Source organism: Stenotrophomonas sp. KH_029 (assembly GCF_057839765.1).
The window spans coordinates 731,327-743,471 of the sequence record NZ_CM174498.1 but is presented as its reverse complement, the minus strand read 5'-3'; the positions used below and the strand labels follow the sequence as shown (position 1 = coordinate 743,471).

Below are 12,145 nucleotides of genomic sequence, written 5' to 3'. Positions count from 1 at the left end.
GCGGAGCGGTGGTCATTTGGATTCCTCGAGAATGATATCGGCGATGCGCTCGGCGGCATCGACCTTGGCCAGGGCACGCGCGGCGTCAGCCATCTGCATGCGACGGGCGGAATTTTCGGACAATTCGCGCAGCACGCCTGCAAGGTGCGCCGCCAGCGTTTCATCCTGCTTCAGCAATACAGCTGCGCCACGGTCGACCAGGTACTCCGCGTTGCGGGTCTGGTGGTCGTCCACGGCGGCGGCGAACGGCACCAGCACGCTGCCCACGCCGACCGCGCACAGCTCGGCCAGGGTCGAGGCACCGGAGCGGCACACCACCAGGTCGGTCCAGGCGAAGGCCTCGGCCATATCGGCGATGAACGGCTGCACCGACGCGCTGACACCGGCGTCCTGATAGGCCTGCAACGCTTCGGCATGCAGTTTTTCACCGCTCTGGTGGCGCACCTGGACGGCCACGCTGTCGCCCAGCGCGGCCAGTGCCTGCGGTACCGCGTTGTTCAACGCGCGCGCGCCCTGGCTGCCGCCGAGCACCAGCAGGCGCAGCGGCCCCTGGCGGTCGGCCAGGCGCTGCTGTGGCGGCGCGATCGCCGCGATCTCGGCACGCACCGGGTTGCCCACCGCTTCTTCGCGCTGGGCGAAGCTGCCAGGGAAGCCGGTCAGCACGCGCCGCGCGAACCGCGACAGCACTCGGTTGGTCAGGCCCGGGGCGCGGTTCTGTTCGTGCACCAGCAGCGGCAGGCCATGCAGGCGCGCGGCCAGGCCGCCGGGGCCGGAGGCGAAACCACCAAAGGCGATCACCGCGCGCGGCTGGCGGTCGCGGATCAGGAAGCCGGCCGCGCGCACCGCGCGCAGCAGCCGCCATGGCGCGCCGAGCAGGGCCAGCTTGCCCTTGCCGCGCAGGCCGCTGATCGCCAGCGTATCGATGTGGATGTCGTGCTGCGGCACCAGGCGGGTTTCCATGCCGCCGTCGCTGCCCAGCCAGGTCACCGGGATGCCGCGCTCGCGCAATACCCGGGCCACGGCCAGGCCGGGGAAGATATGGCCACCGGTACCGCCGGCCATGATCATCACCGGGCGCGCGGAGAAGGTCGGGCGCATGCTCATCCCATCCTCCCCAGGGTCGGTTCGATCCGCTGCTGCATGCGGCTGGTGCCGCGCGGCGCGCTGTCACGCGAACTGCCGTCGTGCGTCGCTGCGCCCACGCCACTGGCGCCGCCCGCATCGGCGTGGATCGATTCATCGCCTTCCGGCGCGCCCATGCGCACGGCCTGGCGGCGCTCGGCGCGGTCCAGTTCATAGGACACCCGCAACAGCAGGCCCATCGCCACGCAGGTCATCAGCACGCTGGAACCGCCGGAGGAAATCAGCGGCAGGGTCAGGCCCTTGGTCGGCAGGATGCCCAGGTTGACCCCGATCGAGACGAAGCTCTGCATGCTGATCCACAGGCCGATGCCGAAGGCGATATAGCCGGAGAAGTGGCGCTTCATCTCCACGCAGCGCATGCCCAGCCAGAAGGTGCGGCCGACCAGCAGGGCGTACAGACCGATGATCAGGCAGGTACCGATGAAGCCCAGCTCCTCGGCGGTGACCGAGAAGATGAAGTCGGTATGCGCCTCGGGCAGGTAGTACAGCTTCTGCACCGAGTTGCCCAGGCCCACCCCGGTCCACTCGCCGCGGCCCACGGCCATCAGCGCGTTGGACAGCTGGTAGCCGTCGCCCTGCTGGTCGGCCCACGGGTCCAGGAAGGAGGTGATGCGGCGCATGCGGTAGGGTTCGATGATCGCCAGCGCGCTCATCGCCACCAGGCCGAACACCACCGGCATCGACATGCGCGGCATGTTGACCCCGCCCAGCACCAGCATGCCGGCAGTGATCGCCAACAGCAGGGTGGACGAGCCGAAATCGGGCTGCAGCAGCAGCAATACCACCAGCGCGCCGGCCACGCCCAGCGGCTTGAGCATCGCCGGCCAGGTCGCATTGACCTCGTCGCGGAAGCGCACCAGGTAGCTGGACAGCCACACGATGTACAGCACCTTGACCGCTTCGACGGTCTGGAACTTGGAGATGCCCAGGTTGATCCAGCGGCGGGCGCCGTTGACGCTGCTGCCCAGGCCGGGGACGAACACCACCACCAGCAGCGCGAAACAGCCCAGCAGCAGCACCTGGTTGTATTGTTCGATGGTCTTCAGTTCGGTGCGCATGGCGATGATCGCCAGCACGATGCCGACCGCCAGGAAGATCAGGTGGCGGTTGAGGTAGTAGAACGGACTGCTCATCAACGCGATCGAGCTCGACGCGACCATCACCACGCCCAGCCCGGTGAGCGCGATGATCGCGCCCAGCAGCCACTTGTCGAAGTGGCCTCCGATGGCTTCAAGGCGGGTTGCCTGGCGCGACAGGTCGTTCATCAGCGGACCTTCAACGTGGCCAGGCCGACCAGGACCAGCACCACCGAGATGATCCAGAAGCGCACGATCACGCGCGGCTCCGGCCAGCCCTTCAGTTCGAAGTGGTGGTGGATCGGGGCCATGCGGAATACGCGCTTGCCGGTCAGCTTGAACGAAGCGACCTGGATCATCACCGACAGCGTTTCGATCACGAACACCCCGCCCATGATCACCAGCACCAGTTCCTGGCGGGTGATCACCGCGATGGTGCCCAGCACCGCACCCAGCGCCAGCGCGCCGATGTCGCCCATGAACACCATGGCCGGGTAGGTGTTGAACCACAGGAAGCCGAGGCCGGCGCCGGCGATCGCCGCGCAGATGATCACCAGTTCACCGGCACCGGGAATCTGCGGGATCTGCAGGTAGCTGGAGAACACCACGTTGCCCGAGGCATAGGCGAACACGCCCAGCGCGCAGGCGACCAGCACCGTGGGCATGATCGCCAGCCCGTCCAGGCCGTCGGTCAGGTTGACCGCGTTGGAGAAGCCGACGATCCAGAAGTAGGCGATGGCCACGAAGCTGATTCCGGCCAGCGGCAGCGCCACCGACTTGAACATCGGGATGTAGAAGGTGAGCGCAGCGGGCACGTCGGCGGTGTAGAACAGGAACAGGCCGGCGGCCAGGCCGAAGATCGACTGCAGCAGGTACTTCCAGCGCGACTTCAGACCGTTCGGGTCGCGGCGCACGATCTTGATCCAGTCGTCGTACCAGCCGATCGCGCCGAAGCACAGCATCACCGCCAGCACCACCCACACATAGCGGTTGCGCAGGTCGGCCCACATCAGCACCGACAAGGTGATGGTGAGCAGGATCAGCGAGCCGCCCATGGTCGGCGTGCCGGCCTTGGAGAAGTGGCTCTGCGGGCCGTCGGTACGGATCGGCTGGCCGCCCTTGAACTGGGCCAGTTTGCGGATCATCGCCGGGCCCAGCCACAGCGACAGGAACAGCGCGGTCAGGGCGGCGAGGATGCCACGCAGAGTCAGATAGCCGAACAGCCCGAACAGGCTCTCCAACTGCTGCAACCATCGGGCCAGTTCAAGCAACATGGGGGGTTTCCTCTCCTCGCGCCAGCAGCGCTTTCACAATTTTGTCCATGGCACTGCCGCGCGAGCCCTTGACCAGGCAACGCACGCCGGCATGCAGGTCGACGGCAAGCGCGGCGGCCAGGCTGTCGTGGTCCTGGAAGTGCCGGCTACCGTCGCCGAAGGCGGCCGATGCGGCCGCACTCAGCGGGCCTAGTGTGTACAGGCGCTTGAGCCCGGCATCGCGCGCGCGGCGGCCGGCCTGGGCATGCAACGCCTCACCGTCCGGGCCGAGTTCGCGCATGTCGCCCAGCACCAGCCAGCCTTCGGCCTTGGTACCGGCCAGGGCGTCGATCGCGGCGGCCAGCGAGCCGGGGTTGGCGTTGTAGCTGTCGTCGATCAGCACCGCGCCGTTGGGCAGCTGGTGCGCGATCTGGCGGCCGGGCACCGGTTCGGCGCGGGCCAGGCCGGCGGCGATCTGGTCCAGGCCGATACCGGCGGCCAGCGCCAGCGAGGCGGCGGCCAGCGCATTGCTGATGTTGTGGCGGCCGGGCAAGGCCAGGGCGATTTCCACCTGGTGCTCCATCGCATCCTGCGACCGCTCCACTTGCGCATCCATGCGCGGCGCGGCCTTCACGGTGAGCAGGAACTGGCTGCCGGTGGCGCCGGGACGGATCGCCAGCGCGGACACATCGGCGCTGTGGTCCAGCCCGTAGCGCAGCATGCGGCTACGCGGCGGCTGGCCGAGGATGTGCTGTTCGAACCAGATACCGAAGGCGTCGTCGGCATTGATCACCGCCACGCCATCGGCCGGCAGCGCGGCGTAGATCGCGCCCTTGGTGCTGGCCACGCCCTGCAGGCTGCCCATGCGCTCCAGGTGCGCCGGGGCGATGTTGTTCACCAGCGCATAGCGCGGGCGCACGATGTCGGTCAGGTAGGCGATGTCGCCCGGCTTGCCGGCGCCCATCTCGTAGATGGCGAAGTCGGCGTCTTCGGGCGCATCGAGCACGGCCAGCGGCAGCCCGATCTCGTTGTTGCGGTTGCCCGGGTTGGCGTAGACCACCTTGTGCTGGTCGCGCGCAACCTGTTCCAGGATGGCCAGCAGCAGGCTTTTGACGCTGGTCTTGCCGTTGCTGCCGGTGATGGCGAACACCTGGGTGCTGCGGTCGCGCTGCATGCCGTGGGCGATGCGGCCCAGCGCACGTTCGCTGTCGGCGACCACGATCTGCGGCAGCGCCACGTCCAGCAGGCGCTCGACCAGCAACGCCGAGGCACCACGTGCGATCGCGTCGGCGGCGAAATCATGGCCGTCGAAACGTTCGCCACGCAACGCCACGTACAGGCTGCCCGGGCCCAGGGTGCGGGTATCGTTGCTGATGGCATCGATGGCGGTGTCTTCGCCGTGGATTTCGCCACCGGCCCAGTGCGCGACCAGCGACAGCGGAGTGCGCTTCATGGCGCGTCCTCCGCATCCACGCGCGGGGTTCCGGCCTGCCGCGCGGCCAGCGCCCGGCCAGCCACCTCGGTGTCATCGAAGGGATGCTGGATGCCGTGCACTTCCTGGTAGGGCTCGTGGCCCTTGCCGGCGATCAGCACGATATCGCCCTGCCCTGCCTGATCGATCGCGGTGGCGATGGCGGCGGCGCGGTCGCGCTGCACCAGTGCGGCCTGCGGCCTGGCCAGCCCGGCCACGATGTCGGCCACGATCGCATCGCCGTCTTCGCCGCGCGGGTTGTCGTCGGTGACGATCACCACGTCGGCGTATTTCTCCGCGATGGCGGCCATCTGCGGGCGCTTGCCGGTGTCGCGCTCGCCGCCACAGCCGAACACGCACAGCAGGCGGCCGGCCAGATGGCCGTGCAGGCTGGACAGCGCCTGTTCCAGCGCGTCGGGGGTATGGGCGTAGTCGATCACCACGGTGGGCTGGTCGCGCTCGCCGCCCAGCCGGTTCATGCGCCCGGCGATCGGCTGCAGCCGCGACAGCAGCGCGGCGATCACGGCCGGGGCATGGTCCAGCGCGTACAGCGCGCCCGCCACGGCCAGCAGGTTGTCGACATTGAAGCGGCCCAGCAGCGGCGACTGCACCGGATGGCGCGCGCCGTCGACCACCAGGTCGAAGGCGATGCCACGACCATCGAGCTTGAGCGAGTCGGCACGCAGGGTGGCCTGCTGGGCACCGCGCGAGCTGAGCCCAACCTGGCGGACGCCGGCATCGACGGTGCGCAGCAGTTCGCTGCCGAAGCTGTCATCGAGGTTGACCACCGCCGCCTTGAGGCCGTCGCGGTGGAACAGCCGGGCCTTGGCCGCGCCGTACTGGGCCATGTCGCCGTGGTAATCGAGATGATCGCGGGTGAGATTGGTGAACACCGCCACGTCATAGTGCACCGCGTCCACACGGCCCTGGTCGAGCGCGTGCGAGCTGACTTCCATCGCCACCGCCTGGGCGCCGTCATCGCGCAGCTGCGCCAGCACCTGGTGCATCTGCAGCACCAGCGGGGTGGTGAAGCCGGTCGGAACGACCTGGCCATACAAGCCCACGCCCAACGTGCCGATGCTGCCACTGGCGGTGCCGAGCAGGTGCCAGGCCTGGGCCAGCAGCTGCACGGTGGAGGTTTTGCCGTTGGTACCGGTCACCCCGACCATGGTCATCGCGCGCGAAGGCCGGCCGTGGAACTGGTCGGCCATCGCGCCCATGCGCGCGCGCAGGCCCGGCACGGCGATGGCATCGCCCGGCGCTGGCAGTTCGGCCGGGGCCGGCGGTTCGAACAGGATCGCACCGGCGCCGTTGGCGCGCGCCTGCTCGACAAAGCCCAGCCCGTGCGCGCCGAAGCCGGCGATCGCCACGAAGGCATTGCCCGGGCGCACCGCACGGCTGTCCAGCACCAGGCCGGTGATGGACGGGTCGTGGCTGAGTACCACGTCGGGAAGCAACTGCGAAAGCAACATCATCTGGCTCATTGGGTGCCTCCCTGCGCGGGCGGCACCGTGGCGTGCGCGCTGGGCAGCGCGGCATCGAATTCGGCCGAGGCGTCCGGGGCGATCACCGTTTCCGGCGGCGGTACCGGCAACGAACCGGCGCTATGCCCCAGCTTTCCGGACTGCTGGGCGGCCAGCCAGGACTGGATGTCGTCCGGCGGCACGTCCATCAGGCGCAGCGCGCCTTCCATCACGTTGTGGAACACCGGCGCGGACACCAGCCCGCCGTAGTACTTGCCGCCCTGCGGGTCGTTGATCACGATCACCGTGGCAAAGCGCGGGTTGGTGGCCGGCACCACGCCGGCGAACAACGCGTTGTAATGCCCGCGCTCGTAACCGCCGGGGCCGGCCTTGCGTGCGGTGCCGGTCTTGCCGGCCACGTGATAGCCCAGCACCGCCGCCTGCTTGGCGCCGCCCTGGGTGACCACGGTTTCCATCATCGCCACCACCTGCTTGGCGATGCCTTCGTCGATGATCTGCTTGCCTTCGTTGCGCTGGCCCTTGACGAAGGTCGGGGCGATCAGCCTGCCACCGTTGCCCAGCGCCGCATACGCGGTGGCGATCTGCAGCGGGCTGACATTCAGACCATAGCCGTAGGACATGGTGGTCTTGGACGAGCCGCTCCAGCGCGCCGGCCGCGGCAGCACGCCGGCCGATTCACCGGGAAAGCCGCTGTGCGGGGACACGCCATAGCCGAAGCTGTGCACGTGGTCGTAGAAGACCTGGTCGGGCATCCTGGCGGCGATCTTGGCCGCGCCGATGTTCGAGCTGCGGGTGATCACCCCGGTGACGTTGAGCACGCCGTTGTTGCGCGGCACGTCCTTGATGGTGAACCGGCCCACGGCCATGTAGCCGGGGTTGGTGTCCACCGTGGTGTCCTTGGTCACCACCCCCGACTGCAGCGCCGAGGCGATGGTCAACGGCTTCATGGTCGAGCCGGGCTCGACCAGGTCGGTCACCGCGCGGTTGCGACGGGTGTCCGGGGCGGCGCCGCCGACCGAATTGGGGTTGTAGGTGGGCAGGTTGACCATGGCCAGGATCTCGCCGGTGGCCACGTCCATGATCACCATCGACCCGCCGGCCGCCTTGTTGGCGATCAGCGCGTTGCGCAGCTCCTTGAAGGCCAGGAACTGGATGCGGCGGTCGATGCTCAGGGTGAGATCCTTACCCGGCTCGGCAGCGCGCAGCAGGTCGCTCTCGACGGTGTCGCCCTTGCGGTTGCGGATCACCCGCTTGGCGCCGGCCTTGCCGCGCAGCCATTCGTCGAAGGCCAGCTCCAGCCCTTCCTGGCCGCGGTCGTCGATATTGGTGAAGCCCAGCACGTGCGCCATCGCCTCCCCCTGCGGGTAGAAGCGGCGGAATTCGCGCTGCGAGGCCACGCCCGGGATCTTCAGCGCCACCACCCGCTCCGCCTCGTCCGGGTTGATCCGGCGGCGCAGGTACATGAATTCCTTGTCCGCTTTCTGCGAGAGCTTGGAGGTCAACTCGTCCAGCGGCATGCCCAGCGCACTGGCCAGTTCGGGGATGCGGTCCGGCGAACGCAGCAGTTCCTGCGGGTTGACCCAGATCGAGGCGACCGGGGTGGACACCGCCACCGGCTCGCCGTTGCGGTCGGTGATCATGCCGCGCGAGGTGTTGATCGGCAGTTCGCGCAGGTAGCGCGCCTCGCCCTGGCGCTGGTAGAAATCGCTGTTGATGATCTGCACGTAAGCGGCGCGGCCGACCAGCGACACCGAGCACAGCCCGAGCGCCAACCCCACCCATTTCAGGCGCTGGCGCAGGTTGAAGCTGTTGCGGGCGCGGTTGCGGCCGGTCTTGTTCATGGCCGCACCACCACGACGTCGGCCGCTTCGGGGAACTTCATACCGAGCTTTTCGCGCGCCAGCCGATCGACCCGGGTGGACTCGGCCAGGGTCGCCTGCTCCAGCTGCAGGCGGCCGAATTCGATATTGAGCTCATCGCGTGCACGCTCGACCTTGGACAACTCCACGAAGGTCTGGCGGTGGCGATGGCGCATGAACACCACCCCGATCGCCGAGGCGATGGTGCAGGCCAGTAGCACGATGAGCAGCAGCCGGCTCATGCGGCCACCGCGCGCTTTTCGGCCACGCGCAGCACCGCGCTGCGCGAACGCGGATTGACCGCCAGTTCGTCGTCTTCGGCCTTGATCGCGCCGCCGTGCAGGTCCAGGATCGGCACGAACGGCTGCGCCTCGGGCAACCGGCGGTTGCTCGGCGGGGCCTTGGCGTGGCGGTTCATGAACTGCTTGACGATGCGGTCTTCCAGCGAATGGAAGCTGATCACCGCCAGCCGGCCGCCGGGCTTCAGGCGCGCCATCGCCGCGTCCAGGCCGGCTTCAAGGTCGGCCAGTTCGCGATTGATATGGATACGGATGGCCTGGAAGCTGCGCGTGGCCGGGTTGATCTTGTCCTTGCCACGCGGCATCACCGCCGCGATCGCCTCGGCCAGCTCGGCGGTGCGGCTGAACGGCTGCTTCTCGCGACGCGCCACCAGCGCGCGGGCGATGCGCCGGCTCTGGCGTTCTTCACCGTAAGTCCACAGTACGTCGGCGATTTCGCGCTCTTCGGCACGATTGAGCCACTGCGCCGCGCTCTCGCCGCTGTCCGGGTCCATGCGCATGTCCAGCGGGCCGTCCTTGCCGAAACTGAAACCGCGCTCGGCCACATCCAGCTGCGGCGAGGACACGCCCAGGTCGAACAACACTCCGTCCAGGCCCTCGGCGGTCGCCTCCCAATGCAGCAGGTCGGCGAAGCTGCCCCGGAAGATCGACACGCGCCGGTCCGGCGCGAAATCGCGCTCGGCCACCGCAATCGCTTCGGGATCCTTGTCCATGACCAGCAGCCGGCCTCCGGGACCGAGTTGCTCGAGCACGCCACGGGCGTGACCGCCACGACCAAACGTGCCATCGAGATACGTACCGTTTTCGATCACCCTCAGGCCATCCAGGACCTGTGTGTACAGGACCGGCAGGTGCCCCGCCGGCGACTGCGACACCGGAAGGTGACCGGCCTGCGCTGCTCCGCGCATCCGGGCACCCCGGCTCACAACTTCAGGTCGAGCAACCCATCGCCCAGATCCCCGTCAGACAATGTCTGCTGGATCAACGCGCGATGTGCCTGCTCGCTCCACAATTCGAATTTGTCGCCCATGCCGAGCAGAACCGCCTTCTTTTCAATACCAACGGCACCGCGGTGGCTGGCAGGAATACTGATGCGGCCGTTGCCGTCCAGCTCCAGATGCGCGGCCGAACCGACCAGCTTCTGTTGCAGCAGACGCACGACGCGCTGTGTGTTGGGCTTGGCCATGACGTCGTCGCGGACCCGTTCCCATTCCTGCTCGGCGTACAGCCACAGGCAGCCGGACTCGAAGGGGTTGTAGGTCAGGACCAGCCGGTTGTTGCTCACGCGCGCGACCAGGTCGCGATGCGCGGTGGGAACCGCCATGCGCCCTTTATCGTCAACTGTGATGGCCGTCTCGCCCTGAAACACGACGCGTGCACCTTTTCCTTCGCCCGGTGAAACATTGAACCACGAAAAACCACAAAAAACCCGGTTTTGCCTCTGTTGCCCACCTTAGCAGTGCCAATTGGGTTGTCAACAACTTTGCGAGCCGGAAATCACTTTGCGCATCAAGGGCTTGCAGCAATGTTTAGAGACTTGTTCAAGGCTTATCCACAAGTTGCTGTTTCGTCTCATTTTTTGAGATTGGGCCGAAGTTCAGTCCCGTGCAGATGGCGTGAAACATGGCGCCGCATTCATCTGCACCGCTGTCGCCACCGGCCCGTGCCTGCGCAAACCCGGCACAATGCGGGCCATGTGCCTGCTCGCTCTTGCCTGGAAAACCCACCCACGCTGGCAACTGGTCATGGCCGGCAACCGCGATGAGTTCCACGCCCGCCCGACCGCCCCGCTGACGGCCTGGCCGGCCCCGGATACCGGGGTCATCGCCGGACGCGACCTGCGCTCGGGCGGCACCTGGGCCGGGGTGGGACGGCAGGGGCGGATGGCGGTGGTCACCAATGTGCGCGACCCGCTGGCCCGCCAGACCGGCCCTTCGCGCGGCGCGCTGGTGGCCGATTACCTGCGCGGCACCGCCCCGGCGGCCAGCGTTGCCCACACCGTGGCCGCCGCCGCGGCCGCCTACGCCCCGTTCAACCTGCTGCTGGCCGACGCCGACAGCTGCCAGTTCCTGGGCAACCACCCGGCGCGACGGCAACCCCTGGCGCCGGGCATCCATGGCATGTCCAACGGGCCGCTGGACGCGCCCTGGCCGAAAACCCTGGCCTTGAACGCGGCGCTGCGCGCCTGGGTGGCGGCCGGCGAAGACGCGCTGGACCCGCTGTGGCAGGCGCTGGCCGACCCCAGCCAGGCCGCCGAGCGCGACCTGCCTGATACCGGGATCGGCCTGGAGCGCGAACGTTGGCTGTCGTCGGCCTTCATCACCAGCCCCGACTACGGCACCCGCGCCAGCACGGTGATCGCACTGGATGCCCGTGGCCACGGTTTCATCAGCGAACGCCGGTTCGACCCGGATGGGCACTGCGTGGGCCAGACCACGCTGCCGATCGGCACCGCCGGCTGAACACAGACCGCAGGCGCGGATCATTCCGCCTGCGGCCCTCCTCTACAGGAATGCCGACGCCTGCCGCGCCGGTGGCGCCACGCGCCTTTCCAGAGGGAATTTCCTGATGAACCGACGACTGTTGATCCTGGCCGCCACCCACGCCCTGGCCCTGGGCCTGGGTGTTGGCCTGGGCGTCTACCTGCTGCCGATCCTGACCGCCCCGGACGGCCCATCGGCCCAACAGGTGGACGAAGTGATGGGCAAGGCCAGCTACCGCAGCACCTTCCGACGCGACCTCAAGGGCAGCGACGCGGTGCACTGGGCCGACGGCAAGGTCAGCGTCAGCCACGACCAGATCGCCTTCCACGGCAAGATGGGCCCCGGCCCGGATTACAAGCTGTACCTGACCCGGGAGTTCGTCGACACGCGCAGCGATTTCCTGCGCATCAAGCAGGACGCGCAGCTGATCGGCGACGTCAAAACCTTCGAACGTTTCCTGCTGGAGGTACCCGACACCGTCGCCGTGGACGACTACACCACTGTGGTGGTCTGGTGCGAAGCCTTCAGCCAGTTCATCTCCGCCGCGCAATACCGCGACAGCCTGGCCCGCGAACCGGCGCACCTGGGAGAGTAAGTGGAGCAACCGCGGCCGGAGAAACCGCCCCGGCCGGGTTGCGGCCTGCTCAACGGCCGGCAACGTGCAGGCGCGGTGCCGGCATGACCGGGCGACAAAGCCGCCTTCGCCCAGGGTCATGTCGCCAACGCGACGCTCACCGTTATCGGCAGTCGACCAAGGTTCGACCCTACCGAGACCGACACATCGCCGTCGGTAGGGTTGCAGCTTGCTCAACCGCACGGAAGGTATCCAGGCGCGATGCCGGCATGACCGACAAACGGAGAGCAGTGCGGTGCATTTCCACCCAGGCTCATGTCGCCAAAGCGATGTCACCGCTATCGGCAGTCGACCAGGGTTCGGCCCCACCGATGTCGTCAAACCCTCTGGTGGAACAGCCCCCTTTAGTAAAGGGGGCGCGGCGCTAGCCGCGGGGAATTGGAGGCTGGTGGCCTGGGGCCCAAGGTTTGCGCAGCAAACCTTGGGGCTTTTTTCGCGAATCC

11 protein-coding genes are annotated in these 12,145 nt (G+C 68.0%); 2 read left to right on the top strand and 9 right to left on the bottom strand.

The window, feature by feature from the left end; genetic code table 11:
- Nucleotides 1–12: 12 nt before the first annotated feature.
- The 9 genes from murG to mraZ are packed head-to-tail and all read right to left on the bottom strand — an operon-like array spanning nt 13 to nt 9,954.
- Entirely contained in the window at nt 13–1,104 is a 1,092-nt protein-coding gene (murG, locus tag AC3ITM_RS03330; protein ID WP_489268430.1) for an undecaprenyldiphospho-muramoylpentapeptide beta-N-acetylglucosaminyltransferase, read from the bottom strand.
- A complete protein-coding gene (gene ftsW, locus AC3ITM_RS03325; protein ID WP_489268429.1) occupies nt 1,101–2,408 on the bottom strand; it encodes a putative lipid II flippase FtsW in 1,308 nt (435 codons plus the stop codon). The genes murG and ftsW overlap by 4 nt, the downstream gene beginning before the upstream one ends.
- A complete protein-coding gene (gene mraY, locus AC3ITM_RS03320; RefSeq protein ID WP_228887489.1) occupies nt 2,408–3,493 on the bottom strand; it encodes a phospho-N-acetylmuramoyl-pentapeptide-transferase in 1,086 nt (361 codons plus the stop codon). The genes ftsW and mraY overlap by 1 nt, the downstream gene beginning before the upstream one ends.
- On the bottom strand, nt 3,483–4,925 hold the full coding sequence (locus tag AC3ITM_RS03315; RefSeq protein WP_489268427.1) for a UDP-N-acetylmuramoyl-tripeptide--D-alanyl-D-alanine ligase: 1,443 nt from the start codon (nt 4,923–4,925) through the stop codon (nt 3,483–3,485). The genes mraY and AC3ITM_RS03315 overlap by 11 nt, the downstream gene beginning before the upstream one ends.
- Nucleotides 4,922–6,427 carry a UDP-N-acetylmuramoyl-L-alanyl-D-glutamate--2,6-diaminopimelate ligase gene (locus tag AC3ITM_RS03310; RefSeq protein WP_489268425.1) on the bottom strand — a complete coding sequence of 502 codons (1,506 nt, stop codon included), beginning with the start codon at nt 6,425–6,427 and terminating at the stop codon, nt 4,922–4,924. The genes AC3ITM_RS03315 and AC3ITM_RS03310 overlap by 4 nt, the downstream gene beginning before the upstream one ends.
- Nucleotides 6,424–8,268: a peptidoglycan D,D-transpeptidase FtsI family protein gene (locus AC3ITM_RS03305; RefSeq protein WP_489268423.1), complete on the bottom strand. Its 1,845-nt coding sequence runs from the start codon at nt 8,266–8,268 to the stop codon at nt 6,424–6,426. The genes AC3ITM_RS03310 and AC3ITM_RS03305 overlap by 4 nt, the downstream gene beginning before the upstream one ends.
- Nucleotides 8,265–8,528: a cell division protein FtsL gene (ftsL, locus tag AC3ITM_RS03300; protein WP_228887675.1), complete on the bottom strand. Its 264-nt coding sequence runs from the start codon at nt 8,526–8,528 to the stop codon at nt 8,265–8,267. Before ftsL ends, AC3ITM_RS03305 begins: the two co-directional genes overlap by 4 nt.
- Complete coding sequence (gene rsmH, locus AC3ITM_RS03295; protein WP_489268421.1) at nt 8,525–9,493, bottom strand: 16S rRNA (cytosine(1402)-N(4))-methyltransferase RsmH; 969 nt, start codon at nt 9,491–9,493, stop codon at nt 8,525–8,527. The genes ftsL and rsmH overlap by 4 nt, the downstream gene beginning before the upstream one ends.
- A gap of 14 nt (nt 9,494–9,507) precedes the next feature.
- The gene (mraZ, locus tag AC3ITM_RS03290; RefSeq protein WP_259209259.1) at nt 9,508–9,954 is read right to left on the bottom strand and encodes a division/cell wall cluster transcriptional repressor MraZ; all 447 of its coding nucleotides are present in this window, start codon (nt 9,952–9,954) and stop codon (nt 9,508–9,510) included.
- Nucleotides 9,955–10,279: 325 nt separating this feature from the next.
- Here mraZ and AC3ITM_RS03285 point away from each other — a divergent pair, with 325 nt between their 5' ends.
- Nucleotides 10,280–11,047: an NRDE family protein gene (locus tag AC3ITM_RS03285; protein ID WP_489268418.1), complete on the top strand. Its 768-nt coding sequence runs from the start codon at nt 10,280–10,282 to the stop codon at nt 11,045–11,047.
- Nucleotides 11,048–11,153: 106 nt separating this feature from the next.
- Nucleotides 11,154–11,663, top strand: a complete 510-nt coding sequence (locus AC3ITM_RS03280; protein ID WP_489268416.1) for a DM13 domain-containing protein — start codon at nt 11,154–11,156, stop codon at nt 11,661–11,663.
- Nucleotides 11,664–12,145 lie beyond the last annotated feature (482 nt).

Coding starts and splice junctions, on each gene's coding strand:
- murG (WP_489268430.1), bottom strand. CDS start 1,104: ATGAGCATGCGCCCGACCTTCTCCGCGCGCCCGGTGATGATCATGGCC.
- ftsW (WP_489268429.1), bottom strand. CDS start 2,408: ATGAACGACCTGTCGCGCCAGGCAACCCGCCTTGAAGCCATCGGAGGC.
- mraY (WP_228887489.1), bottom strand. CDS start 3,493: ATGTTGCTTGAACTGGCCCGATGGTTGCAGCAGTTGGAGAGCCTGTTC.
- AC3ITM_RS03315 (WP_489268427.1), bottom strand. CDS start 4,925: ATGAAGCGCACTCCGCTGTCGCTGGTCGCGCACTGGGCCGGTGGCGAA.
- AC3ITM_RS03310 (WP_489268425.1), bottom strand. CDS start 6,427: ATGAGCCAGATGATGTTGCTTTCGCAGTTGCTTCCCGACGTGGTACTC.
- AC3ITM_RS03305 (WP_489268423.1), bottom strand. CDS start 8,268: ATGAACAAGACCGGCCGCAACCGCGCCCGCAACAGCTTCAACCTGCGC.
- ftsL (WP_228887675.1), bottom strand. CDS start 8,528: ATGAGCCGGCTGCTGCTCATCGTGCTACTGGCCTGCACCATCGCCTCG.
- rsmH (WP_489268421.1), bottom strand. CDS start 9,493: ATGCGCGGAGCAGCGCAGGCCGGTCACCTTCCGGTGTCGCAGTCGCCG.
- AC3ITM_RS03285 (WP_489268418.1), top strand. CDS start 10,280: ATGTGCCTGCTCGCTCTTGCCTGGAAAACCCACCCACGCTGGCAACTG.
- AC3ITM_RS03280 (WP_489268416.1), top strand. CDS start 11,154: ATGAACCGACGACTGTTGATCCTGGCCGCCACCCACGCCCTGGCCCTG.